At 69.5% G+C, this 25240-nt stretch carries 20 protein-coding genes, 1 tRNA gene and 2 pseudogenes; 12 read left to right on the top strand and 11 right to left on the bottom strand.

Translation table 11 applies throughout. The features are described 5' to 3' along the window. Nucleotides 1-26: 26 nt before the first annotated feature. Entirely contained in the window at nucleotides 27-965 is a 939-nt protein-coding gene (locus BOSE125_RS08815; RefSeq protein WP_159551808.1) for an MBL fold metallo-hydrolase, read from the bottom strand. A gap of 196 nt (nucleotides 966-1161) precedes the next feature. On the opposite strand from BOSE125_RS08815, the gene BOSE125_RS08820 reads away from it, so the two are divergent. After that, entirely contained in the window at nucleotides 1162-2880 is a 1719-nt protein-coding gene (locus tag BOSE125_RS08820; RefSeq protein WP_159551810.1) for a CocE/NonD family hydrolase, read from the top strand. 14 nt (nucleotides 2881-2894) lie between these two features. Here the strand turns inward: BOSE125_RS08820 and BOSE125_RS08825 are convergent, their stop codons facing one another. After that, entirely contained in the window at nucleotides 2895-3728 is an 834-nt protein-coding gene (locus BOSE125_RS08825) for an alpha/beta hydrolase (protein ID WP_159551812.1), read from the bottom strand. A 530-nt stretch (nucleotides 3729-4258) separates the two neighbouring features. Here BOSE125_RS08825 and BOSE125_RS08830 point away from each other — a divergent pair. Next, a pseudogene (locus BOSE125_RS08830) lies at nucleotides 4259-4366 on the top strand (GNAT family N-acetyltransferase); the annotation flags it as partial. A gap of 52 nt (nucleotides 4367-4418) precedes the next feature. Here BOSE125_RS08830 and BOSE125_RS08835 read toward each other — a convergent pair. Further along, nucleotides 4419-5741, bottom strand: a complete 1323-nt coding sequence (locus BOSE125_RS08835; protein ID WP_159551814.1) for a Na+/H+ antiporter family protein — start codon at nucleotides 5739-5741, stop codon at nucleotides 4419-4421. Between the two features lie 160 nt (nucleotides 5742-5901). Between BOSE125_RS08835 and BOSE125_RS08840 the strand changes: the two genes are divergently transcribed. Then, nucleotides 5902-6615 carry a hypothetical protein gene (locus tag BOSE125_RS08840; RefSeq protein ID WP_159551816.1) on the top strand — a complete coding sequence of 238 codons (714 nt, stop codon included), beginning with the start codon at nucleotides 5902-5904 and terminating at the stop codon, nucleotides 6613-6615. Between the two features lie 2 nt (nucleotides 6616-6617). Here the strand turns inward: BOSE125_RS08840 and selB are convergent, their stop codons facing one another. From selB to BOSE125_RS08855, 3 genes are all read right to left on the bottom strand, one after another. Then, nucleotides 6618-8432: a selenocysteine-specific translation elongation factor gene (gene selB / locus BOSE125_RS08845; protein WP_159554964.1), complete on the bottom strand. Its 1815-nt coding sequence runs from the start codon at nucleotides 8430-8432 to the stop codon at nucleotides 6618-6620. A 1-nt stretch (nucleotide 8433) separates the two neighbouring features. Then, a complete protein-coding gene (gene selA, locus BOSE125_RS08850; RefSeq protein WP_159551818.1) occupies nucleotides 8434-9879 on the bottom strand; it encodes an L-seryl-tRNA(Sec) selenium transferase in 1446 nt (481 codons plus the stop codon). Between the two features lie 72 nt (nucleotides 9880-9951). Then, nucleotides 9952-10046, bottom strand: a tRNA-Sec gene (locus tag BOSE125_RS08855). A 159-nt stretch (nucleotides 10047-10205) separates the two neighbouring features. Here BOSE125_RS08855 and selD point away from each other — a divergent pair. Continuing rightward, nucleotides 10206-11186 carry a selenide, water dikinase SelD gene (selD, locus tag BOSE125_RS08860; RefSeq protein ID WP_159554966.1) on the top strand — a complete coding sequence of 327 codons (981 nt, stop codon included), beginning with the start codon at nucleotides 10206-10208 and terminating at the stop codon, nucleotides 11184-11186. Here selD and BOSE125_RS08865 read toward each other — a convergent pair. The 4 genes and pseudogenes from BOSE125_RS08865 to fdh all read right to left on the bottom strand — a co-directional run. Next, entirely contained in the window at nucleotides 11143-12603 is a 1461-nt protein-coding gene (locus tag BOSE125_RS08865) for a sugar porter family MFS transporter (protein WP_159551820.1), read from the bottom strand. The genes selD and BOSE125_RS08865 overlap by 44 nt on opposite strands. An 83-nt stretch (nucleotides 12604-12686) precedes the next feature. Continuing rightward, nucleotides 12687-13823 carry an NrfD/PsrC family molybdoenzyme membrane anchor subunit gene (nrfD, locus tag BOSE125_RS08870; protein WP_159551822.1) on the bottom strand — a complete coding sequence of 379 codons (1137 nt, stop codon included), beginning with the start codon at nucleotides 13821-13823 and terminating at the stop codon, nucleotides 12687-12689. Next, a complete protein-coding gene (locus tag BOSE125_RS08875) occupies nucleotides 13820-15031 on the bottom strand; it encodes a 4Fe-4S dicluster domain-containing protein (protein WP_159551824.1) in 1212 nt (403 codons plus the stop codon). The genes nrfD and BOSE125_RS08875 overlap by 4 nt, the downstream gene beginning before the upstream one ends. A gap of 177 nt (nucleotides 15032-15208) precedes the next feature. Beyond that, a pseudogene (gene fdh, locus BOSE125_RS08880) lies at nucleotides 15209-18538 on the bottom strand (formate dehydrogenase); the annotation flags it as partial. A gap of 119 nt (nucleotides 18539-18657) precedes the next feature. Between fdh and BOSE125_RS08890 the strand changes: the two are divergent. The 5 genes from BOSE125_RS08890 to BOSE125_RS08910 are packed head-to-tail and all read left to right on the top strand — an operon-like array spanning nucleotide 18658 to nucleotide 23069. Further along, nucleotides 18658-19419, top strand: a complete 762-nt coding sequence (locus BOSE125_RS08890; protein WP_159551830.1) for an NrtR DNA-binding winged helix domain-containing protein — start codon at nucleotides 18658-18660, stop codon at nucleotides 19417-19419. Beyond that, nucleotides 19416-20786 carry a quinolinate synthase NadA gene (gene nadA / locus BOSE125_RS08895; protein WP_159551832.1) on the top strand — a complete coding sequence of 457 codons (1371 nt, stop codon included), beginning with the start codon at nucleotides 19416-19418 and terminating at the stop codon, nucleotides 20784-20786. The genes BOSE125_RS08890 and nadA overlap by 4 nt, the downstream gene beginning before the upstream one ends. Next, nucleotides 20783-21649, top strand: coding sequence for a carboxylating nicotinate-nucleotide diphosphorylase (gene nadC, locus BOSE125_RS08900; protein WP_159551834.1), 867 nt, complete (start codon nucleotides 20783-20785; stop codon nucleotides 21647-21649). The genes nadA and nadC overlap by 4 nt, the downstream gene beginning before the upstream one ends. Beyond that, the gene (locus BOSE125_RS08905) at nucleotides 21646-22806 is read left to right on the top strand and encodes a cysteine desulfurase family protein (protein ID WP_159551836.1); all 1161 of its coding nucleotides are present in this window, start codon (nucleotides 21646-21648) and stop codon (nucleotides 22804-22806) included. Before nadC ends, BOSE125_RS08905 begins: the two co-directional genes overlap by 4 nt. A gap of 53 nt (nucleotides 22807-22859) precedes the next feature. Next, a complete protein-coding gene (locus BOSE125_RS08910; protein WP_159551838.1) occupies nucleotides 22860-23069 on the top strand; it encodes a dodecin in 210 nt (69 codons plus the stop codon). On the opposite strand, the gene BOSE125_RS08915 is transcribed toward BOSE125_RS08910, so the two are convergent. Continuing rightward, nucleotides 23041-23364 (bottom strand): 4a-hydroxytetrahydrobiopterin dehydratase, encoded by a 324-nt coding sequence (locus BOSE125_RS08915; RefSeq protein WP_159551840.1) that lies wholly within the window; start codon nucleotides 23362-23364, stop codon nucleotides 23041-23043. The two genes, BOSE125_RS08910 and BOSE125_RS08915, sit on opposite strands and share 29 nt — an antisense overlap. A gap of 79 nt (nucleotides 23365-23443) precedes the next feature. Here BOSE125_RS08915 and BOSE125_RS08920 point away from each other — a divergent pair, with 79 nt between their 5' ends. The 3 genes from BOSE125_RS08920 to BOSE125_RS08930 all read left to right on the top strand — a co-directional run bounded on the left by BOSE125_RS08920 (nucleotide 23444) and on the right by BOSE125_RS08930 (nucleotide 25224). Further along, nucleotides 23444-24019 carry a 1-acyl-sn-glycerol-3-phosphate acyltransferase gene (locus BOSE125_RS08920; protein WP_159551842.1) on the top strand — a complete coding sequence of 192 codons (576 nt, stop codon included), beginning with the start codon at nucleotides 23444-23446 and terminating at the stop codon, nucleotides 24017-24019. Between the two features lie 87 nt (nucleotides 24020-24106). Beyond that, complete coding sequence (gene arfB, locus BOSE125_RS08925; RefSeq protein ID WP_159551844.1) at nucleotides 24107-24547, top strand: alternative ribosome rescue aminoacyl-tRNA hydrolase ArfB; 441 nt, start codon at nucleotides 24107-24109, stop codon at nucleotides 24545-24547. Nucleotides 24548-24597: 50 nt separating this feature from the next. Then, nucleotides 24598-25224, top strand: a complete 627-nt coding sequence (locus tag BOSE125_RS08930; protein ID WP_371300584.1) for a M23 family metallopeptidase — start codon at nucleotides 24598-24600, stop codon at nucleotides 25222-25224. Nucleotides 25225-25240: the final 16 nt, after the last annotated feature.

Consider the following 25240-nt stretch of genomic DNA (forward strand, 5'->3'; position numbering starts at 1 on the left):
TCGGAGGTTGGCCATGGTCACCCAGCCTAGCGTCCGGCGCCCCGCTCCCGCTGGTAGCCGCCGAGGGTGGTGAAGAAGGGCGAGGGTTCCAGGGCCGGGTCGCCGGTGTAGCCGAGGTCCTCGGCGACCGAGGCGAACGGCGAGTACGGCGAATCGGACTCGACCGGGCCGGCGTCGAGCGCCCTGACGGCCGCCTCGCGGACCCGCGCCTCGACCTCGAGGGACTCCTGCAGGGCCGCCCGAGCGGTGTCCGCGTCCATGCCGATCTCGAAGGGGACCCCCGCGGTGGAGCGGTAGGGGTGGCCGAGATACAGGCGCTGCGGACGCACCTCGTCCTTCAGGTATTCGAGGGAGGACCGGTAGGCGGCGGGGTCCTCATATCCCGGGAAGTGGTTGGCGGCCCCGTGGACCTGGACCGCGTCGCCCACGAAGACGGCGTTCTGGTCCTCCACCACGTACGCCACCGAACCCGGCGTATGGCCCGGGATGTGGCGCACGGAGACGGCGACGCCCCCGAGGTCGAGCACCTCGCCGCCACGCACCAGCACGTGCGGCTCCATCTCCCCGGAGATGGCGTGCGCCGTGGCCGCCAGCTGCTGCTGCTCGCCCGCGGGGTTCTTCAGGTACCGGTTCCGACCCGCCAGGTACTCGTCCACGTGCGCCCGCCGGGAGCGCAGCAGGGGGGCGTCCGCCTCGTGGATCACGACCTTCGCCTTCCGGCCGGTCAGCTCCCACAGCGCATGCGCCCCGCCCAGGTGGTCGATGTGCCCGTGGGTCAGCAGGATCCACCGCACCTCCTCGATGCTCCGGCCCAGCCTCTCCAGCTCCGGCGCCATGCCCTCGGCCGGCGAGGTGGTGATGCCGGTGTCCACGATGGCGGGCTCCGGGGCGTCGATGAAGAAGCTGTAGAGCCCGAACCGGCCCCAGGGGGAGACCAGCGGGTGGATGGCAACCGGTGCGGACATCTGAGGATCCTTGTCGTCGGGCGCCCCGTCAGGGACGCAACGAGATGGCACGGAGGTCCGGTCACCCTACCGGGCACCGTCCCGCCTGTGGTCTTGCCCACTCAACTTTAGTATAATAATATGTGCATGTCACGACCCGGGGAGATCACGATCACCCGCTGGAACGGTGACCCCACGCTGAGAAGGAGTCCACCCCATGACGGAGAACCTCACCTGGAACGCCGGCGGCACGCCGATCACCATCCGCAAGGACCTGCAGGTCCCCATGCGGGACGGGCTCGAGCTTGTGGCGGATGCCTACGAGGGAACCGAGCAGAAGCCGCGCCCGGCCCTGGTGGCCTTGAGCCCCTACGGCAAGGAGCTGCAGGCGCTGGCCCTGACCACCCCGCCCCAGCGGCGCCCCTCCCCGATGTGGGACGGCTGCATCGAGGCCGGTGACATCGCCCGGATCGTCAACGAGGACTACGTCCACGTGATCGGCGACCTGCGCGGATCCGGCGGCTCCGGCGGAGAGCACATCGGCAACTACAACGCCGGCGGGGTCTCCCTGGGCGAGGACGCCTACGACTTCATCGAGTGGGTGGCCGCGCAGCCCTGGTGTGACGGCAACGTGGGCATGGTCGGCATCTCCTACTTCGGCTCTATGCAGGTCCTGGCCGCGGCCGAGCGCCCGCCCTCGCTGAAGGCGATCTTCGTCTCCGGCGGTCACTACGACTTCTATGAGACCACGTACCACGGCGGCATCATGTGGTTCATGCCCCGGGCCGCCCGCGAGGGCCGGGGCGGCGACTCGGGCTGGGCCTTCACCGACGGCGTGAAGTCCCGCATGATCGAGGAGTTCAGCCCCGAGGAGCTGAAGGCCAAGGTGGATGAGCGGCTCGCGGACCCGGACGTGGCCGGCTGGCCGAACCTGGTCCACGTGCTGAACTACCCGAAGAACCACGAGGCCTGGTTCGACATCGTGATGAACCAGTTCGACGGCGAGTGGTACGAGGAGCGCAACCCCAACGAGCTTGCCGACCAGATCGACATCCCGGTCTGGCTGCAGCTGGATCAGGGCCGCGGGTGGACGCTGGACAGCACCATCGAGGTCTTCGACCGCGTGCAGGGCCCGAAGAAGCTGACCATCGGCTCCTACCCGCCCATGCAGTCGCGGCCTTTCGTGGAGGAGCACGACAAGATGTTCCGCTGGTACGACTACTGGCTCAAGGGCATCGACAACGGGATCATGGACGAGCCGGCCGTGGACGTGTTCGTGGAGGGCTCCCGCGAGGTCGTCACCGCCGACCAGTGGCCGCCCAAGCCGGTCGAGCACCGGCCGCTGTACCTGCGCCCGCGCCACAAGCTCTCCACCGAGCGGGAGCTGATGGGCACCGAGTACGCCCACCCGGACGGTTTCTACCAGGCCCCGCTGACCGTGACGGACGATGTCCAGATCCTCAGCTGGTCCACCCCGGTGTTCGAGGAGCCGGTCGAGATGATCGGCACAGGCGCCGCACACCTCTTCGCGGAGATCGACCAGCCGGACACCAACTTCATCCTGCGCCTGTGGGACTACGCTCCGACCGGCAAGCGCCAGCTGATCACCACCGGCTACCTCAAGGCCTCCCACCGCGAGCTGGACGAGGCACGGACCTCCGAGGGCGATCCGCGGCACCCGCACACGCGGTCCGTACCGGTGGAACCGGGAACGATCGAGGAGTACGTGATCCGTCTCTACCCGTTCGCGGCCACCTTCATGCCGGGCCACCGGCTCACGGCCGAACTGTCCAACGCGGAGCCCCTGGCGGATGAGCACAACTCATTGCTGCCCCCGGACGCCTTCCACCTGCCGGTGGGCCGGCCGGTGACGCACAAGATCTACCGGGATGCCGAGCACCCGTCCCGGCTGGTCCTGCCGTTCACCACCCAATAGTCGGCGGCGAGGGGTCAGGCCATCGCCCGGCCCATACCAGTCCGCGCATGCTCGAGTGTCCACGTCAGCGCGTAGTCGGCGACCTCTTCCCAGCCGGGCTCCGCACAGGTCCAGTGGCCCCTGCCATCGAACTCGTGGTACTCGGTGAGCGCCGGAGACTTCCCCCAGTGTTTGGCGTTGGACCTGTTGACCGAGGGAGGCATGATGTGATCCTTGCTCCCGCCGATGAACAGCAGCGGGGCCCGGTCAACGGAGTAGTCGACCCACGTTGCCTGGTGACCGGGCTGGAAGTTCGCCAGCAGACCGTAGGCCCAGACCCAATTGCCGGGTGCAGCGATCGCGTAGCGATCGTACGCGGCGTCTGAGTCCTCCCGGTTGAGGGTGTTGGTGAACGCATAGTGCCACTCCTCAGGGGTGAACCCGACCGCCTTGCGAAAGTTGGCCGGGTTCTTCAGCGCCGGGAACAGCGACCGTGCCTGGGAGAGCGGAGTGACGCGGACGCCCTCGGTGGGGGCAGAGTTGATGGCGGCCCCGGCCGCCCCCAACCCACGGGCCAGGAGCATCTGTGTGAGCAGCCCCCCGAAGGAGTGGCCCATGATGACAGGGGGCTTCGGCAGCGCCTCGATGACACTGCTGAGGTGCTCCAGGGTCTCGGGGACGGTGAGGTCGGCGATGATCTCGGGATGCTCGCGGAGTGCCTCGACCTCGATCTCGAACCCCGGGTATGCCGGGGTGATGACGCTATAGCCCGCAGACTCGTAGCGGGCCTTCCAGCCCTCCCAGCTGCGGGGGGTGACCCACAGGCCGTGCACGAGGACGATCGTGTCGGGTGATTCAAGGGTGCTCATGATGACGATGACCTTTCGGGTGGCCGTGCTCAGATGTGCAGGAGGAGTCGTGCGCCGGGCACGAGCTGTGGGGAGAGCTCCCTGCTGTCTCGAACGGGACGATCTGTTCATCGTCGCCGTACAGGACGAGGGTCGGAACGACGACGCTGGCGGGGCCTCGACGGACGTCGGTAGCCGAGACGGCCGCGATGCACTCGACGGCATGAGGGGTACCGGCCGCGAGCGTCTGCAATCCCCTCCGAGGACTGATGGAGGAGGTTCTGTCACTACATGCGAGGTTAAAGTAGCGCTTGTCATCACCTCGCACCAGGCCTCAGCACCGTGACGTCAGAGCGAACGGATCGCAGATCGCGGACATCCTCAGACCGGCGGACCGTCCGGTGGGATCTGGACATCCGGGCCCCCTCCGCACCATGGTTGGTGGTGACGATGAGAGGCCCTCCGCCATGTCCACCACCACGTCCGACTCCCCCGCGAACGACACGGAGTCCCTCTGGGAGACCCATCCGGTCACCCCCGATCGCTTCGAGGACTTCGCCGCGTCCCGGGGCGCACCCGCCGTCGAGGCCTATCCGGTGGTTCCCGCGGGACGCATGGACCTCACCATGGCGTTCGTGGGCACCCGCTCCATGTTTGAGAACCCGGTGATGCGCAGGGAACTGACCTGACGAGCCACCGTCCGCGAGACGGCTACAGCACCATCGCGGCGATGATCCCGCCGAAGAACAGTGGGATGTTGAAGTGCACGAAGGTGGGCACGCACGTGTCCCAGATGTGGTGGTGCTGGCCGTCCACGTTCAGTCCCGAGGTGGGGCCGAGCGTCGAGTCCGAGGCGGGCGAGCCGGCGTCGCCGATGGCTCCGGCCGCGCCCACCAAGGCCGCGGTGGCCAACGGGGTGAACCCGACGGCGGCGCACAGCGGCACGAAGATCGCGGCCAGGATCGGGATGGTGCCGAAGGACGAACCGATGCCGATCGTCACGAGCAGGCCCACCGTCATCATCACCACGGCAGCCAGCAGCTGGCTGTCCCCGATCCACGCCGTGGCCGAGGCGACGAGTGATTCCACGGAGCCGGTCTCCGTGAGCACGGAGGCGTAGCCGGAGGCCACCAGCATGATGAAGGCGATGGTGCCCATCATCGTCACGCCGCCGTGGGCCAGCTCATCCGAGGCCCGCCACCTCTCCCCGCGGAAGATGAAGATGATGAGCACCCCGCCCAGTGCGGCGATGACGAGAGAGCCGAACACCAGTTGGAGCACGAGGGTGACCGCGAGCGCGATCAGTACGACGATGTGCTGGCGCGTCCACCCCGTGTCCGATCCAGAGGCGCCGTTCGTGCCGAAGGCCGCGACCCCGAGGTCCGGCGCGGCGTCCCGGTACTCGCGCGGACGCCGGTAGGTCACCAGGATCGCGATGACGAGGCCGACCACCATGGTGGCCACGGGGATGGCCATGGCCAGCGGGATCTGGGCCAGCTCGATCGTCATGCCGTAGGCGGCCATCTCCCCCACGATGATGTTCTGGAAGATCAGCCCGAACCCGAGCGGGATCAGCATGTAGGGCGCCTTGAGTCCGAAGGTCAGGGCGGTGGCCACGGCCCGGCGGTCGATCTTCATCCGGTTGAACACCGTCAGCAGCGGCGGGATGAGGATGGGGATGAAGGCGATGTGGACCGGAACGAGGTTCTGGGAGAAGCAGGCCAGTCCGGCGATCCCGAACAGGGTCATGGCCCGCTTGCCCTGAATCCGCGGCAGGATCCAGCGGATGAGCTTCTCCGTGATGCCGGAGCGGGCCACCATGACCGAGAGGATGCCGAGCAGGATGTAGCTCAACGCCGTCTCCCCCTGGCCGCCCAGCCCGCCGACGAGCGTGGACATGGTGTCCTCCACGCTCAGTCCGGACATCAGCCCGGCCACCAGTGCCGCGATGAGCAGGGCGACGATCACGTTCACCCGGGCCAGGCTCAGGGCCGCTAGGACCACGACGGAGACGACGACGGGATTCAGGAGCACGGTGGTGGGACCTCGGTTTCGTGGGGGCGCGATGTGCGCCCCGAAGAGTGTACCGGTCGGGCCCGGCCACCACTCCACAGGGCGCCGTCTGGGTCATTGCGTCCACAGGGCACCGGCTGCCCGTCCCTGCACTGTGGCGGACCACGGCACAGTGGGTGACATGACCAACGTGGACCACCGAGCCATCTCCCCAATCCGCCATGGACAGCCGTGGACCGAGCAGGACTTCGCCGAGGTGATGCAGGCCGTGAGCGAAGGGTGCGCCCTCGAGGAGATCGCCGAACGGATCGGCCGCAGCGTCAACGGACTGCGCAACCAGCTGCGGCGCATGCTGCCTGCCGACGAACGCCACCTGACGGCGGACGTGGTGCTGCTGCGCCTCAGGCAGCTCAACAAGGACAATGACTACGACTGGCTGGCAGCCATGGCCGAACAACCGAAATCGGACTGGGAGCTTCGGTGCGAGGCTGAACGGCACTCCCGCGAGAGGATGCTGGAAAACGCCCGGGTCGTCGGCATCGGTGCACTTCCCGAGGATCATCTCCTCGCGGTGGCTGCCGCCCTCGTGGACACCGGTGAATCCGTGCCTTCAGACCTCAGGCTGATCCTGGCGAAGGAGATCAGTGAACGAGGCCTGCTGGGCCGACTGGCCGACCGGGCTCGGGACCGGCTGGACGGTTCACTGGCGACTCTCCTCGGGACGGAGCCGCCGGTCCGGTGGGACGGAGAGCACTACGGTGAGCGGTATGACGAGCGGTATGGCCAGTGGGACGACGATGCGCACCGAGGACGGTACGACGCGTGGGGGGACGAGCTCCCTTCGGCCTCGGCCCTGGACCGCTACTCCGGTGAGGTCGACCACCGGGGGTTCTGAGGCTATCGGACGATCTCACGGTGGCTGCCGTCCACCCGGCGGGTCCAGCCGCGGGAGTCGAGGTGCTCGAGCAGCGGGACCGCCACCCGCCGGGAGGTCCCCAGCGCCTGACGGGCCTGGCTGGTGGTGAAGGGCTGCTCGAGCCGGGCCAGTTCGCGCATCGCCAGGGCCGGGGCAGTGGGCAGCAGCACCACTGAACCGTCCAGCCGCAGGATCCGGCCGGCTCGTTCGGCGGCCGCCAGCACTTTGGCGCCAAGGTCCAGGGCAGTGAGGTCGTCACCCTCGGGGGCGTCGAAGGGCTGTGCCAGGAGGCGGTGTTCAAGGGTGGCGATGGCCTGTTCCGCCGGTCCCAGCACTGCGCCGTGACCGGGCAGGCGGATGTAGCCACCCTGCTGTTCCATACCTGCCTCAGCGACGACGGCGTTCAGGAGGGTGTCGTCCCAGTCCACCTCAAGCAGAGCGGCCGCCGCACCCCGGCTCAATCCGGCGGCCAGAGGGTCACTGCCAGCCAACGACTCCACGGCATCCCGCAGTCGTGCGGCCCACCGGTCCATCACGGGGGCGTGGACCCACCAGTCGCCGAACACCCGGACGTTCGCCGGATTCCCGTTCTCTTCACCCGACGCCCCCGCCTCCGGACCCACCAGTCCGAGTCGTTGGAGGAACCCCACCCGCACCGCACCCCGCCGCACGACCTCGAGCCGGGCGTCGCCGCCGTCGGGCACCGTCTCCAGGTAGGCCGCGTGCCGGGTACCGGCCCCGCGCCGGGTGAGTTCCGGCGGGTCCACGTCCAGCACCTGGGCACCACCGAACACCGCACGGCTGCCGGGGTCACGCAGCACCAGCCGGTCTCCCGGCACCAGCGGCAGATTCCGCTCGAACACAAGCCGGGCGTGCCCGGCGTTGAAGGGCCGCACGTGTGCGGGCACCGTCGCTGTGCCGATGTGCACCAGCAACTGCCCGGGCGCCTCCGTGAGATCGGCGCCGGTGGTGCGCCGGATGTCCACGACGCCGGCCACCGGCCAGGCTCCGGGCGTCACCAGGGCATCCCCCCGGTGGGACTCCTCGGCGGTGGTTCCGCGCAGGTTCACGGCCACGCGCTGGGTGGGCCCGATCGATGGGTGCGGTCGATTGCGGCTGTGCAGGGCACGCACCGAGACGGCACGCGGCGAGTCGGCACCGAGCACCTCGAGCCGGTCGTTCTCGGCCAGGGTCCCGGCCGTCAGGGTGCCGGTCACCACCGCGCCGGAGCCCTTGACGGTGAACGAGCGGTCCACCCAGAACCGGACACGTCCGGCCACCGCGGGCGCGGGAAGGGCCGCCAGCACGCGGCCCAGCTGGTGCCGCAGGTCCTCCAGGCCCGCACCGGTGACGGCGGACACGACGACGGCCGGTACCCCGGCCAACGCGGTTCCGGCGAGTTCGGCACGGGTCTGTGCCAGCACGGCGTCCACCCGCTCCGGGGCACGGTCCGCCTTGGTGATCACGATGAGTCCGTGCTCGATCCCGAGGGCGGCGATGGCGTCCCGGTGGTCAGCGGACTGTGCCTGCCAGCCCTCGTCCGCCGCGACGATGAAGCAGACGGCCGGGACCGGGCCGAGGCCGGCGAGCATGTTGCCGAGGAACCGCTCGTGGCCGGGGACGTCCACGAAGGCCACGTCCTCACCGGAGGGCAGGGGGGTCCAGGCGAATCCGAGGTCGATGGTCAGCCCCCGGCGCTTCTCCTCGGCCCAGCGGTCGGGTTCCATGCCGGTCAGGGCGCGGACGAGGGTGGACTTTCCGTGGTCCACGTGCCCGGCGGTGGCGACGACGTACATGTCAGCGCCCGGGTCCGAGCGGCTGGTCGGGATGATCGCCGGCGCTGCCACGACTACTGGTGCTGGTGCCGGTGCTGGCGAGGAGTGCCTGGGCGGCGCGGACCGCGCCGGCCAGCCGGCCGTCGTCGGGCTCGGGGATGCAGCGCAGGTCCACCAGGCACGCGCCGTCATGGACACGGGGCAGCACGGCGGGTTCCCCGGTGCGCAGCAGCGGTGCCAGGTCCTCGGGAAGACGGACCGCCCACCCGGCCAGGGGAACGCCCGGGGCGCCCCCTCCCCCGACGCGGCCCTCGTGCGCCACCACCGGTGCGTCGACAGCGGCAGCGAGCCGGTCCGCGCGCTCGCGCAGGCGCGCGGGGTCCGCGTGCAGGGATCGGGTGACCGGGCTGGGCCCGCCGGTGAGGGTGGCCTCCAACGCGGCCAGGGTCAGCTTGTCCGCCCGCACGGCGCGGGCGAGCGGGTGCGTGGCCAGCCGCTGGATGGTGCGGCTGCGGCCCAGCAGGATCCCGGCCTGCGGCCCGCCGAGCAGTTTGTCCCCGCTGGCGATCACGACGTCGGCGCCTGCGGTCAGGGCTCCGGCCAGGTCCGGTTCGTCCGGCAACAGGGGGTCCGGTGAGAAGAGGCCGCTGCCGATGTCCACGATGAGTGGCAACGACCGGCCGTCGGCGCCCTCGGCCGCCGCCTCGTCAATCAGCGAGCGCAGTTCCTCGATCGAGACGGAGGAGGTGAAGCCGTCGACGCGGAAGTTACTGGGGTGGACCTTGAGCAGCCCGGTGGTCTGCGGGCCGATGGCGTCGGCATAGTCGGCCCGGTGGGTGCGGTTGGTGGTGCCGACCTCGCGTAGCCGGGTCCCGGTAGAGGCGATGAGATCAGGCAGGCGGAATCCGGCACCGATCTCCACGAGTTCGCCGCGGCTGACGATGAGCTCCCCGGTCCCGGCGAGGGCCGTGGTGGCCAGGACGAGGGCCGCGGCCCCGTTGTTGACCACGAGGGCGTCCAGGCCTTCCGGGATGGCCTTGTGCACGGCAGCGGGGACTGCGGCGAGCAGGGCCTGCCGGGTGCCGGTGCCACGTTTCGCGCGCTGCCCGCTCATGAGATCCAGTTCGACGTCCACGTAGCCGCTGGAGGCGACGAGGGCCTCCACGGCGGCGGGCGGCAGCGGGGCCCGGCCCAGGTTCGTGTGGACCACCACACCGGTCGCGTTGAGGACCGGCCGGAGGGTGGTGGCGGTCCGGGAGGCGACGGCGGCGCGGACGGCCGGTGGCACGTCCTCTGGGGTGATCTCTCCGCTCCGGGCGCGGGACTGGGCCTGCGTGATCAGCGACCGGAGAACCGCCTCGCTGAGGCGGGACCGCGCGTCGACGACCTCCGGCAGGGCCAGCAGGGTGTCCGTTCGCGGGATCCGGCGCCGGGGATCCTCCGAGCGCCCCGGTGATACAGCGGTCACGGGTTCTCCTTCCGGTACCGCCCTGCGGTGATGGTGATCGACCAGGCCGTGCCGGCGGGCGTGGGGTGACGTTGGCGGAAGCGGACGGGAATCGAACCCGCCAGACCGAGATACTCGGTCTCACCGGTTTTGAAGACCGGGGTGACCACCAGGACACAGACGCTTCCGTCCCTGAAACTACCAGCAGATCCACAGCGGGCCGGGCAGCGGGCTGGGCAACGCACCAGGCAACAGACCGGGCAACGGGTCAGGCAACAGGTCAGGCAGCGGATCAGGGAGCGGGCTAGGGTGTGGCCATGGAGCCCAACGCGACCACTCGTGACGACATGTCCCAGATCCGGCTCACCCAGTACGGCCATGGCGGCGGCTGCGCGTGCAAGATCCCGCCGGGCGAGTTGGAGGAGGCCGTCCGCGGGCTCGGCGGCCAGACGAATCCCGGTGTCATCGTGGGCCTGGACGACGGTGACGATGCCGCCGCCGTGCTGGTCCGGGACGGGCTGGTTGTCCTGTCCACCGCGGACTTCTTCACCCCCATGGTGGATGACGCCTACGACTGGGGCCGGATCGCCGCCGCCAATGCGCTATCCGACATCTACGCGATGGGCGGCACCCCCGTGGTCGCGATCAACCTCGTGGGCTGGCCCCGGGGCGTGCTGCCGATGGAGGTCCTGACCGAGGTGCTCCGCGGAGGTCTCGACGTGGCCCAGCTCGCCGGCACCCCCGTCATCGGCGGCCACACCATCGACAACCCCGAACCGATCTACGGCATGGCCGTGACCGGCACCGCCCATCCGGACCGGCTGCTGCGCAACGACGCCGCTCAGCCCGGGCTGCCGCTCACCCTCACCAAGCCGATCGGCGTCGGGCTGTTGAACAACCGGGTGAAGCAGACCGGCGAGCCCTCCCCGGCTGCCATCGAGTCGATGACCTCCCTGAACAAGGACGCCGCCGAGGCCACCCTCGCCGCGGGCCGCACCGCCGCCACGGACGTCACCGGCTTCGGGCTGCTCGGACACCTGCACAAGATGGCCCGGGCCTCCGGCGTCGGCGCCGTGATCGACCGCGCCGCCGTGCCCCTGATCGAGGGGGCCGCCGAGGCGCTGCGGGACGGCTACGTCTCGGGCGGCACCCGCCGCAACCTGGACTGGGTGCGGCCGCACCTCACCACCGGACCCGGCATCACCGAGGACGACCTGCTGCTCCTGGCCGATGCACAGACCTCGGGCGGCCTGCTCGTGGTCGGTGAGGTGCCCGGCTATCCGGTCATCGGCGAGACGGTGCGCGGGTCCGGGATCGCCGTACGTTGACCGAGTCGGTCATCTCCTCCAGTTCCCGGCCCTTGGTCTCCGAGACGAAGCGCCAGACGAAGATGAAGGAGAGCGCGGCCATGGCCGCGTAGAGACCATAGGCCAGGCTCAGCCCCGCGTCGGCCAGCATCGGGAATGTGGTGGACACGGCGAAGTTGGCCGCCCACTGGGCTGCGGCCGCCACCGCCAGGGCACCGGCGCGGATCCGGTTGGGGAACATCTCCCCCAGCAGGACCCAGACCAGGGGCCCCCACGTGGCGCCGAAGAACACCACGAAACCGTTGGCCGCCAGCAGCGCCACCGTGGCCCAGGCCCCGCCGAGCTCGGCACTGGTGGTGCCGTCCGGAGCCGTGGTGGTGGTCGCGAAGGAGAACGCCACGGCCATCAGGGCCAGGGAGACGGCCATGCCGAGGGACCCCACGAGCAGCATGGGCCGGCGGCCGACCTTGTCCACCAGCAGGATCGCGATGATCGTCACCACGATGTTCGTCACCGAGGTGATCACGGAGACGGTCAGGGCATCCGATTCCTCGAATCCGACGGACCTCCAGAGAGTGGTGGAGTAGTAGAAGATCACGTTGATGCCCACGAACTGCTGGAACACCGAGAGCGCTATGCCGACCCATACGATCGGCTTCAGGCCCATCAACGGCCCTGCCAGATCCCGCAGGGACTCCCGCTTCTCGGAGTCCAAGGTGCCCTGGATCTCCTGGATCTTCAGGTTGACCTGCTCCACCCCGGTGAAGTCGTAGAGCACCTGGGCGGCCTGGTCCAGCTTTCCCCGCGCGACCAGAAACCGCGGCGACTCGGGCAGTCGGAAGGCGAAGATCCCGTAGAGGACCGCCGGAACGGCCTCCGCCATGAACATCCACCGCCAGGCCTCCAACCCCCACCAGAACGGTTCGGCGGCGCCTCCGGCCAGGTTGGCGAACATCGCGTCGGAGAGCAGTGCCGCGAAGATGCCGGTGACGATGGCCAGCTGCTGGAGGGAGCCCAGGCGGCCACGGACTCCGGCGGGGCTGACCTCGGCGATGTAGGCCGGGGCGATTACCGAGGCTGCTCCCACGCCGAAGCCCCCGATCACGCGCCAGACGATCAGGTCCCAGACGCCGAAGGCCAGGCCGGAGCCGATCGCGGACACCAGGAACAGCACGGAGGCCAGCAGCATCACCGGCACACGGCCGAGCCGGTTGGCCACGGGCCCGGCGAACCAGGCGCCCACGGCGCAGCCGATCAGGGCCGAGGACACGGCGAAACCGGTCAGTCCTGCCCCGAGCGAGAACTGTTCGGACAGGGCATCGACGGCGCCATTGATGACCGAGGTGTCGAAGCCGAACAGGAAACCGCCCAGCGCAGCGGCGATGCAGATGCCGATGACGCGGGCGTTGAGCCGGCTGGTGGGGTCTTTGGTGACCATGGGATTCCTTGCGGTGACGAGGACAGATGGTGTGATGTGCAACACCGTACGCCTTGCCACCCGGTGATTCGAAGGGTCGGCCGCTAGCGGACGGTCGTGATCGAGTCGTCCGTGATGCCGGCCCGACGGCGTGCGGCCAGGCGCCGCTTCTGCGGCTCGACCGTGTACCTCGGGTCCTGGGCGGAGTCCTTGCCGGCGTAGAACACCCCGAAGCGGGTGAACGCGGAGGCCGTCACCAGGGCGGCGCCGGACACCGCGGCGACCACGCGGTTGCGGCCGCCCAGCAGGGTACCGATGCCGCCGGCGATCGCCAGCCGTTCACTCCACTTCATCAGCATCCCGGGGCGGCCGGTCTCCAGCGGCTCCACCGCGACCGGGTCCATCCGGGCCTCCATGTAGCGGGTGGCGGCCACATCCGCCACCACGCCGAGCACCGCGAGAGCCCGGGCGGGCGCGGTCTGGCCCACCGGCGTCGTGATCATCGCCATCCCGGAGGCGGCGATGGAGGCGGAACTGACGAACACGAACGGCAGATCCTCCTTCGCATCGTTCCAGGTGGGCATGGCGGTGTCCGAGAGCAACACCGCGGTGTACCCGGCCAGCGGGGCCCCGAGCAGCGCGGCCAGTCCGCCGGCCGGCGCCTCGACGGCCCGCAGTATGCCGCGCAACGGCCCGAGGGGCAGCGTCTCCCCCAGCATCCGGTCCACGTCCGCCGCAGCGGCCACACCGGCACCGGTGCTGAATCCGGCCAGCACCCAAGAGCCCAGGCTCATCGGCGAGGACAGCTTCACGGTGCGCATCATGTTGTAGAACCGCTCCGGGCGTCCGAGATCCGCCACGAGAGCCACAGCGCCGACGCCGGCCGCGGCCAGCGCGGTAATGCGCGTGTTCCGGCGCAGCACCTCACGGCCGGTCAGCTGGGCACCGAAGGCCAGCAGAGAGGATCCTCCGGCGATGCCGCCGCACACGAGGTAAGCGGCAACGCGCTCGTCCCAGGGCGGGGCCTTGACGATGGGACGGCCGTAGTAGGAGTGGGATGCGGTGTTGCTGAACTGTGGTTCGGGCACCATGGCCATCTCGCGGCCGCCGTCCGAGGTGGACAGGGCCAGGCCACTGCGGTGCCGGCGGTTGCCCTGACCCGGGCTGTCCTGGTGGTTCCTGCGCCGGCGCCGGCGAGGTTCCTCGGGCGGACGGTAGCTGTCGAACTCGGAGGTCGTCACCGGCGACCTCCACCGAGGAACGCCAGTCCCGCGGCGGCGACCATGCCGGCCATGGCGATCCCGGCGCGGGCGTACATCCGGGGCAGATCCCGGGTGGGGACCCGGGGGTCCGGTGGCAGGCCGTAGACCTCGGGCTCATCCAGCAACAGGAACACGGAACCGGTGCCTCCGACCCCGTCCTTCGGGTTCGCGCCGTAGAGGCGGGCCTCGGTGCGGCCCTGCGCGTGGAGCTGGGCCACCCGCTCCTGAGCGGAGGCGACCATGTCCTCCCGCTCGCCATACCGGATGGAGGTGGTGGGGCAGGCCTGGGCACAGGCGGGGGTTTGCCCGTCCGTCATGCGGTCGTAGCAGAGCGTGCACTTCTGCGCGACGCCGGAATTCTTGTTCTTCTTCGGCTTCTCTGCCTTTGACGGCTTCTCAGCGTGCACGCCCGGCGCCGGTGACCGGTCCGTCTTGGGCTGGGCGATGCCGTCCTTGCGGCGCTCGATCACGCCGAACGGGCAACCGGCCACGCACGTGCCGCAGCCGTTGCAGACATCGTCCTGGACCACCACGGTGCCGTGCTCGGTGCGGAACAGCGCGCCGGTGGGGCACACGTCCAGGCAACCGGCGTTGGTGCAGTGCTTGCAGACGTCCGAGGACATCAGCCAACGGAACTCGGGAGTGTCCGGCGGGGTGGTGTCCACGGCCGAGGAATCAACCGCCGAGCCGAGGGAGGACAGCACGTCCAAACCGCCCATATCGGGTCCGGCCTGCAGACCGACGGCCAGGCTGGAGTCGATCGGGCCGTCCAACGGACCCGAGCGGGCACCGGTGCGGGCGCTGGGACGGATGGCGCCGGCGTCGTCCACTCCCCCGGTCCCGCTTCCGGGCGCCCGCCGAAGGGTAGGCATGCCCAGGCTGACCAGCGCGCGTCCGGATTCGCGGGCCTCTTCCACGCGCTGCCGATCCTGCTCGACAAACGCCACATGGCGCCAGGTGTCCGCCCCGAGGCCCTCGGAATTGTCGAAGGAGGAGTTGGAGAGCGTGTAGTCCGAGTCGACCGGATTGCGGTTCCACTCCTTGCAGGCCACCTCGCAGGCCTTGCAGCCGATGCAGATGGAGGTGTCCGTGAAGAAGCCCTTGCGCGGGTGCGGGTGCTCGTAGTGGGCGTCCGCCGTGGGGTTGCCCTCTACAGTCGCATCCGGGCCCTGGGTCATCTGCACCATCTAGTCCTCCCTTCCTGTGCGTGGTTCGGTGGCCGGGGGTTGGTGTCCGGGTTGGTGACTGGGTTGCTGTCCGAGCGGACCCGGTGGATCGTGCGGCACCACCGGCCCGTCCGCGGCCGGGTGCGGCCGTGCGCTCGTCATCTCGGGCGGTGCCATCGGGTCAGCCGCCGGCCCGGCGTCCTCACCGGATCCCGTGACGCCCTCGTTGCCGCTGTCGACCGTCAGGCCCGCCCGCCGCTGGTAGCCGGCGACGAAGTCCAACAGGTCGGTGCCGCGGGGACGGCGGCCCGGGATGATGTTACAGGCACCCACCTTGGAACCCTGGATGAGCACGTTCGGATCCAGCGTCACACCGATCAGGTCGTTGGCGGAATCCCCGCTGACCACGGCGTTGCCGCCCACGCCCCAGTGGTAGGGCAGACCGATCTGGTGGACGGTCTGCCCGTCCGCTCCTCCGATCCTCAACGGCCGCATGCGTTCGGTGACGAGCACCTTCGCCTCGATGGCCGCCCGCGCCGAGACGATGGTCGCCCAGCCATAGGGCTCCAGCCCCCGCTCGGCCGCCAGCTCCGGAGACACCTCGCAGAACATCTCGGGCTGCAGCTCGGAGAGGTAGGGCAGCCAGCGGCTCATACCGCCGGCCGTGTGGTGCTCGGTCAGCCGGTAGGTGGTGAAGAGGAACGGATACACGTCCGCGCCGGGCATCCCGGCACTGGGCTTGCTGTAGTTGTCTGAACGCGGCACGGTCACCCGGGTGGGGTTGTGCTGCTGCGCGTACATCACATTCGGGACCGGCGACTCCTGGGCCTCGTAATGCGTGGGCAACGGTCCGTCCACCATGCCCTTCGGAGCGAACAGCCAGCCCTTGCCATCGGCCTGCATGATGAACGCGTCATCCCCGGCCAGGGCGTCAGGGCCGCCGGCCTCCGGATCCGGCATGGTGCCGGGAGCCAGGGTGACCGGGAAGTCGGGCACATCGTTGCCGACCCAGCGGCCCTGCTCCTCGTCCCACCAGACGAGCTTCTTGCGCTCGCTCCACGGCTTGCCCTCGGGGTCCGCAGAGGCGCGGTTGTAGAGGATGCGGCGGTTGGCCGGCCAGGCCCAACCCCACTCCTTGCCGGCCGGGTTCTCCGCCACACCGGGCTCCCGGTCCGCGGCGTGGTTGATGCCGTCCGCGTAGACGCCCGTGTAGATCCAGCAACCGCCCTCGGTGGAGCCGTCCGCCTTCATCTCATTGAACGTGGACAGGTGCTTGCCGGCGTCGGGACCGGTCAGGTGCCGTCCGTTGATCTCCTGCAACACGGCATCCCCCTCCGGTTCGCCATGTTCGTCCACCGGGTAGTCCCAGGTCAGGTCCAGCAGGGCACGGTCTCGCGGATCAGTGGAGTCGGCCAGGCGGGCGCGGATGCGCTGGCCGACCTCGTAGAAGAACTGCAGCTCGCTCTGCGCGTCCCCGGGCGGCTGGACCGCCTGGTGACGCCACTGCACCAGCCGCTGGGTCTGGGTGAAGGTGCCGGCCTTCTCCACATGGTTCGCCGCGGGGAAGAAGAACACCTCGGTCTCGATGTCCTCGGTGCGCAGCTCGCCGGTCTCGATCTCCGGACCGTCCTTCCACCAGGTGGCCGACTCGATCAGCTGGAAGTCTCGGACCACGAGCCACTTCAGGTTCGCCATGCCCATCCGCTGCATGCGGCCGTTGGCGGAACCCACGGCAGGGTTCTGTCCGAGGATGAAATAGCCCTCGACCTCCCCGGCCAGCATGCCCTCGACCGTCTGATAGGTCCCATGTGGTCCGGTCAGCCGCGGCAGGTAGCCGTAACCCCAGTCGTTCTCCTCGGTGGCGGCGTCTCCCCACCAGGCCTTGAGCAGACTGATCGTGTAGGCGTCCGCATTGGCCCAGTAGCCCTTCTGCTTCTTCGAGGCGATCCCGTCCAGGTAGGTGGTCAGGTCCTCCTTCTCCACGGTCGGCATCGGGAGGTAGCCGGGCAGCAGGTTGAAGAGGGTGGGGATGTCCGTGGAACCCTGGATCGAGGCGTGACCGCGCAGCGCCATGATGCCGCCGCCCGGACGGCCCATGTTGCCCAGCAGCAACTGCAGGATCGTGGCGGTGCGGATGTACTGGGCGCCGACCGTGTGCTGCGTCCAGCCGACGGCATAGGCGAAGCACGTGGTCCTCTCCCGCCCGGAGTTCTCGGTGACGGTCCGGGCCAGCAATTCGAAGTCCTCGATGGAGATGCCGCAGACGTCCCGCACCATCTCCGGGGTGTACCGGGAGTAATGCCGCTTGAGGATCTGGAACACCGAACGCGGGTGCTGCAACGTCTCGTCCCGCCGCGGCTTGCTCACGTCCAGCTCAGGCCCGCCCATACCGTACTGGTCTCCGGCGGCCTCAGCGGTCTCCTCGGCGCCGTCCTCCTCAGCTGGGGCGTCGCCGTCGTTCCCTGTGGCTTCTGAGTCGCTCGGATCTCCGGGGTTTCCAGAGTGCGCGGAACGATCCGGCTCATAGGACCAGCTGGACATGTCATAGCCGCCGGTCTCCGGGTCGAAGCCGGAGAACAGGCCGTCCAGGTCCTCGGTGTCCCGGAAGTCCTCATTGATGACGGACGCGGCGTTCGTGTACGCGACCACGTAGTCCTTGAACCACTTCTCGTGCTCGATCACGTAGTTGATCAGCGCGCCCAGCAGGACGATGTCCGAGCCGGCCCGGATCGGGACATGCTTGTCCGCCACGGCCGAGGTCCGGGAGAACCGGGGATCGACGTGGATGACCTTGGCGCCACGGGCCTTGGCCTCGGTCACCCATTGGAAGCCCACGGGGTGGGCCTCGGCCATGTTCGAGCCCTGAATGATGATGCAGTCAGCGTTGGCCATGTCCTGCAGCGTTTGGGTGGCGCCGCCGCGCCCGAAGGAGGTCCCCAGACCGGGAACCGTGGCGGAGTGTCAAATACGGGCCTGGTTCTCGATCTGGATCGCTCCGGCCGCCGTGAAGAGCTTCTTGATCAGGTAGTTCTCTTCGTTGTCCAGAGTGGCTCCGCCGAGCGAGGCGATGCCCATGGTGCGCCCGAGGTGGCGTCCGTGTTCGTCCACGTCCTGCCACTTGTTGCGGCGTGACTCCAGGAACCGGTCGACCACCATCTCGGTGGCAGTTTCCAGGTCCATCTCCTGCCAGTCCTTGGCGCGCGGGGCGCGGTACAGGACTGTCGTCTGACGGGTGTCCGAGTTGACGAGCTGCTCACTGGCCGAGCCCTTGGGACACAGCCGGCCGCGGGAGATCGGCGACTCCGGGTCCCCCTCGATCTGGACGACCTTCTCGTCCGAGACGAAGACCTTCTGCCCGCAACCGACGGCGCAGTAGGGACACACGCTCTGGACGGCTCGATCCGCCGTGGTGGTGCGCGGGGTGATCTCCGTGGTCTTCCGGGACACCACGGAGGAACTGCGGCCCAAGGGGTCGCCGCCCAAGAATTGCCGGAGCACCGGCCATCCCATTGGAGTCTTCCGTGACATGCGCCCCACCCTAGTCGATGTCAGGCCCCACGTCAGGAGCCACCCCTCTTTCCTTCCAGTCGTTTCGACCCTAAGATATGACGGAGCTTAGAGTCGGATCGACCAGAAGGGGTGTCACGATGGAGCAGGAGCCGCCGGGAGCGCAGGGATCTCAGAGATCGGGGCCACAGGGAGCGCCCCCGGCGATCGCCGTGTCCACCGTCATCTTCGCCCTCCGGCCGGAAGGCGATACCGCTGGTTCCACACCGTCATTGTGGACTCCGTTCGTGCTGCGCACGCGTGAACCGCATCTGGACCGCTGGGCCCTGCCCGGGGGGTGGCTTCCGGGAGGCGAGGAACTGGAGTCGGCCGCCGCCCGCACCCTGGGCGAGACGACGGGACTGCATCCCAGCTACCTGGAGCAGCTCTACACCTTCGGCGGGGTGGACCGCTCGCCCACCGGCCGCGTGGTGACAGTCGTCTACTCCGCCCTGGTCCGCACAGACGAGGTGGAACAAGCCGCCCCCGGGGAGAACGTCCGGTGGTTCCGCGCCGACCGGCTGCCCCGGCTCGCGTTCGATCACAACGCGATCGTCGACTATGCCCTGGAGCGCCTGCGCACCAAGGTCGAGTATGCGCACATCGCCCACTCCTTCCTCGGCGAGACCTTCACCCTCTCCCAGCTCCGGTCCGTCCACGAGGCCGTGCTCGGGCAGGAGCTCGACGCCGCGAACTTCCGCCGTTCCATGGCTGCCTCCCCCGACATCGTGGCCACCGGTGAGCTGATGGCCGGAACCCCGCACCGGCCACCCAAGCTGTACCGCTACCGCAACCAGACGCACGCCACCCGGCACCGTGACGTACAACCCGAGAATCCCACCGCAGAAAGGGTCCGACCATGACGGCCCGTCCCACCACCATCCCCCAGCACTCCGCCGCGGAGGCGCCTCCCCCAGTCGGGGCTCCGATCGACGCCTCCGTGGACCGGACGCTGAAGCTCATCGCCGCCGGTTCCACCAGCGGGTCCTCCTGTGCACCCTCCTTGGACTCCGCCCCCTGGACGCTCGACGCCGGCCCCGCCGGAGCACTGCCCGGCTACGGTCCCGGGGCCTCCCAAGACGATCAGCTGCCGGGAGCGGCACCCCGCCAGGGTGTGCTGCCGGCCTCCTACCGCGATGCCACCGAGGAGGAACTCCACGAGCGCATCCGCACGGCCAAGGCTGAGCTCGGCGACCGCGTGGTGGTGCTGGGCCACTTCTACCAGCGCGACGAAGTGGTCGCCCATGCCGATTTCGTGGGCGACTCCTTCCAGCTGGCCAAGGCCGCCCGCACCCGCCCTCAGGCCGAGGCGATCGTCTTCTGCGGCGTGCACTTCATGGCCGAGACCGCCGATCTGCTCTCCACGCCCGAACAGTCCGTGATCCTGCCCAACCTCGCCGCGGGCTGCTCCATGGCGGACATGGCCGACCTCGATTCCGTCACGGACTGCTGGGAGCAGCTCGAGGAGATCTACGGGACCGCGCCGGACGCTGATGGCAGGGCGCCGGTCATCCCGGTGACCTACATGAACTCCTCCGCGGCCCTCAAGGGCTTCGTGGGCCGTCATGGCGGGATCGTCTGCACGTCCTCGAACGCGGCACAGGTGCTGGAGTGGGCCTTCGAGCGCGGCCAGCGGGTGCTTTTCTTCCCGGACCAGCACCTCGGCCGCAACACCGCGAAGGCGATGGGCATCCCCCTGGAGCGGATGCCCCTGTGGAATCCGAACAAGCCGCTGGGCGGCAGCACCGAGGACACTCTGATGGAGGCCAAGGTCTTGCTGTGGCACGGTTTCTGCTCGGTGCACAAGCGCTTCACCGTCGCCCAGATCGAGAAGGCCCGTGCCGACTTCCCGGGCGTCCACGTGATGGTGCACCCCGAGTGCCCCATGCCCGTGGTGGACGCCGCTGACTCCTCCGGGTCCACGGACTTCATCGTCAAGGCCATCGAGGCGGCTCCGGCCGGATCCACCTTCGCCGTCGGCACGGAGATCAACCTGGTCCAGCGACTCGCCGCCCAGTACCCGCAGCACACGATCTTCTGCCTGGACCCGGTGATCTGCCCGTGCTCCACCATGTACCGCATCCATCCCGGCTATCTGGCCTGGGCACTGGAATCACTCCTGGACGGCGAGGTCGTCAACCAGATCACCGTGTCCGAGGACGTGGCCGAGCCGGCACGCCTGGCCCTGGAACGGATGCTGTCCGTGGTTCCGGCCGGGGCTGCCCGATGACGGACCTCCGGCACATCGACGCCCTCGTGACCGCAGCCCTCCACGAGGATGCCCCCTGGGGCGACCTGACGTCCGAGGCCCTCATCCCGGCGGACGCCATGCTCGATGCCCGCCTGGTGGCCCGCGAGCCGGGGGTGTTCAGCGGATCCGAGGTGTTTTCCGCTGCCTTCCGGCTCATCGATCCGCGGATCCGCGTCCAGTTGCTGGTCGCCGACAGCGAGCGCTTCGAGTCCGGCGACGTGTTGGCCGAGGTCGCCGGTCCTGCACGCGGCATCCTCCGTGCCGAACGGATCGGACTGAATTTCGTCCAACGCATGTCCGGCATCGCCACCCAGACCGCCCGCTTCGTGGCCGCCGTGGCCGGCACCGGGGCGCGAATCGTGGACACCCGCAAGACCACGCCGGGCCTGCGTCTGCTGGAACGTCAGGCCGTGCACGACGGCGGCGGGCGCAACCACCGCACGACGCTCTCCGACGCGGTCATGGTGAAGGACAATCACCTGGCGGCGGTGATCGGGGCCGGGCTGACCGTCACCGAGGCGCTGGTGCAGATGCGTGCCCGTCTTCCGCACACCGCCCATGTGGAGGTCGAGGTGGATCGCCTGGACCAGATCCCGGCCGTCCTGGCGGCCGGGGTGGGCACCGTGATGCTGGACAACTTCACCCTCGACGGGTTGCGACAGGGCGTGGGTCTGATCGCTGGCGCTGCCCTCGTGGAGGCCAGCGGCGGGGTGGATCTGGATTCCGTGGCCGGGATCGCGGCCACCGGGGTGGACGTCATCTCGGTCGGCGCACTGACTCACTCGGTCCGATCCCTGGACCTGGGGCTGGACGTCGCCCCGGAGCAGGTCGCGGTGCCATGATCTATGCAGACCATGCCGCCACCACGCCGGTGCGCCGGGAGGCGTTGGAGGCCATGTGGCCGTATCTGACGGGCCAGTTCGGCAACCCCTCCAGCCATCACACGGTGGGCGAGGCGGCGGCCGCAGGGCTGGAGGCGGCCCGGGCCTCCATCGCCCAGGCCCTGGGGGCCCGGGCCGGTGACCTGGTCTTCACCGGCAGCGGGACGGAAGCGGACAACCTGGCCGTCAAGGGGATCGCCCTCGGACGTCCCCGCGGTCGTCACCTCATCACCAGTCCGCTCGAGCACGAAGCGGTCCTGGCCTCCGCCGACCACCTCGCCCGCCTCCACGGCTTCGAGGTCGAGTTCCTCACGCCCGATCGGGACGGCCTGGTGTCCGCCGACGAGCTGGCCGGCCTGATCCGACCGGACACCACTCTGGTGTCCGTGCAGTACGCCAACAACGAGATCGGCACCGTCCAGCCACTGGCTGACCTGGCGCAGGTGACACGGGCGGCCGGGGTGCCCTTCCACACCGACGCCGTCCAGGCCGCCGGGTGGCTGTCCCTGAACGTGGCCGCGCTCGGCGTCGACGCCCTCAGCCTGTCCGGGCACAAGCTCGGCGCTCCCAAGGGCATCGGCCTGCTCTGGGTCCGGGGACGGTTCACCCTGGAGCCGGTGCTGCACGGCGGTGGCCAGGAACGGGGCCGGCGCAGCGGCACGGAGAACGTGCCCGGAGCCGTGGCCCTGGCCACGGCCCTCACCGCAGCCGAGGCCGAACGGGAGGCGGTCTCCGCACGGTTGACCGGGCTCCGCACCCGGTTCACCTCCGCCGTGCTGGACCAGGTGCCGGGCGCCCAGCTGACCGGGCCCGCGGAACGGCGCCTGCCGGCGTCGGCGTCCTTCGTCTTCGACGGGACCGGCGGCGAAGCCGTCTTGCTGGAACTGGAACGCCGGGGCATCCTCTGCTCTTCGGGTTCGGCCTGCGCGGCCGGTTCGGACGAACCCTCCCACGTCCTGACGGCCCTGGGCCTGGCGGACGATCTCGCCCGGACCGCCGTGCGGTTCACCTTCGGGCCTGAGACCACGGAAGCCGAAGCCGAGGGGACCGCCCGGGCAGTGGTGGAGTCCGTGGCGGCCATTCGTCAGGCCTATCCGGCCGGGATGAGCCTCCCGTAGCGTGACCCGCACCACGGGCCACCCAGGCTCTGGAGCGATGAACGGAGAACACCATGGCCAACAACGTGTACAACGTGACCGAGCTCGTCGGCACCTCACCTGACGGCATTGACGCCGCCGTCACCAATGCCGTCACGGAGGCTGGCAAGACCCTCCGGAACCTCGATTGGTTCGAGGTCCAGTCAGTGCGCGGTCACCTGACGGACGGCAAAGTCGCTGACTGGCAGGTCACCGTCAAGATCGGTTTCCGTCACGAGGGCTGACGCCCAGCTCCGCGGCATGATCGCTGATGATGCGCGCGAGGTCGATGTCCCGGCTGGTGATGCCGCCGACGTCGTGGCTGGACAGCGTCACGGCCACCTCGGGATAGGTGAGGGTCAGGTCCGGATGGTGGTCGGCGTCCTCAGCGGAGGCACCGATGCGGTTCACGAATTCCAGGCCGGTGGTGAATCTCTTGGTGGCGAACCGCGCCGTGAGGGTCTCCTCCACCTGGTGCCAGCCGGTGAGGCCGGCGTCGGAGATCTCGGACGGGGTCAGTTTCTGCTTCGGATCACTCATGGACCCATCCTGCCGCCGGCCCGGGTTGAGATCCACCTCTAGTCGGTCATCGGCCGGGAGAGTGCTCTACCGTGGTGGAATGCTCCAACGCCTCACCGCCCGTGCTTTCTGGACGTTCAGCCGCTGGAAGCTGGTCTCCGAGCCCGCGCCAGACCGCCCCACCGTACTCATCGGCGCGCCGCACACCTCCAACTGGGACTTCGCGTTCATGCTCGCCATCGCCTGGCAGCTGGGCATCGAGGTGCGCTGGCTTGGGAAGAAGAGCCTGTTCCACGGCTGGCGCGGACCGGTCATGCGCCGCCTCGGGGGCATCCCCGTGGACCGTGCTGATCCCGGCCGCGTCGTCTCCGAGATGGTCGAACGGGTGCGGTCCGGCGAGGTCTTCGGTCTGGTGGTCACCCCCGACGGGACCCGCGGGGCGCACTCGTACTGGAAGTCAGGTTTCTACCGCATTGCCCTCGAGACAGGCATGCCGGTGACCCTCGGCTTCGTCGATCGTTCCACCAAGACCACCGGCCTGGGGCCGAGCTTCGAGCTGAGCGGGGACATCAGTACCGATATGAACCGCATCCACGCCTTCTACGCGGACAAGGCCGGCTTCCGCCCCGGGCTGCGCGTTGAACCGCGGTTGCGCGAGGAGGACGAGACCGCCTGAGCATCAGGACGCCGCCCTGCCGTCCCTCTCTCCGCGATTCTTCTCGACGTGGCAGCGCCAACGGCCCCAGTCAGGCACACTCGTGGTGTGGACGACCTGCTCATACCTCCGGGGCCCGGCGCTCCCCGCGGCCTCACCGTGCCGGCGGGAGAGCTGCTCGAGCAGTTCTCCCATGCCTCCGGACCCGGCGGCCAGGGCGTCAACACCACCGACTCCCGGGTGCAACTCAGCCTGGACCTGACCACGACGACGGCCCTGAGCGACGTCCAGCGCGAACGTGCCCTCGACCGGCTCGCCGGGAAGCTCACGGGCACCGTCCTCACCATCAGCGCGGCGGAACACCGGTCGCAGCGGCGCAACCGCACGGCAGCACGGCAACGCCTCGCGGCCCTGCTGCGCGAGGCGCTGGTGCCGGCGATCGCACGGAAACCCACCCGGCCCACTCGAGGCTCGCAACGGCGCCGGATAGAGGCCAAACGTCAGCGCGCCGAGACCAAGCGCCATCGCAGGCGCCCCGAGCGAGACTGATCATCCACCCCCAACAATGATTCCGGCACTGGAGATGAGGTGAGATGTCCATGCGACTTGATCTGGACTACCCCTTCACCGGGAGATGGCTGGTGCAGAACAGCCCGGCGAACCGGGTGCCCAGTCACGGCACCCCGCTGTTCGGCCTCTCCCACGCCATCGATTTCGTTCCGGTGGACGACGCCGGCCGGTCAGCCCCATACACGCTCACCTCGTTCCTGCGACCAGAACCGGCCGAGATCATCCCGGGGTTCGGCCGTCCCCTGACGGCCCCGGTTGACGGCGTCGTGGTCGGCGTACACAGCACCGAGCCGGACCACCGGTCCTACCGGGGCCTTCCCTCGGTCGGGTACGCAGTGACCCAGCGGCGGCGGCTGGCGGCCGGGTGGTGGGGGTTGAGTGGCAACCATGTGCTCATCGAGACCCGTGGAGCCGATGGCGGCACGGCCGTCGTCGTTCTCTGCCATCTCCACCAGGGCAGTCCTGTGGTCAGGCCGGGGCAGCCCGCCCAGCGGGGAGAGGCTGTTGGACGGTGCGGGAATTCCGGGAACAGCACCGAGCCGCACGTGCACGTCCACGCCGTGGACGGGCGGGACATTAGCCGGGCCAGTGCCGTGCCGATCTCGTTCCGGGGCGGCCTCCCACGCAACGGTGAGACCGTGGACGGGGGCCAGTGAGCCTCAGGTAGGGGTT

The organism is Citricoccus sp. K5, from assembly GCF_902506195.1.
Lineage (GTDB): Bacteria > Actinomycetota > Actinomycetes > Actinomycetales > Micrococcaceae > Citricoccus.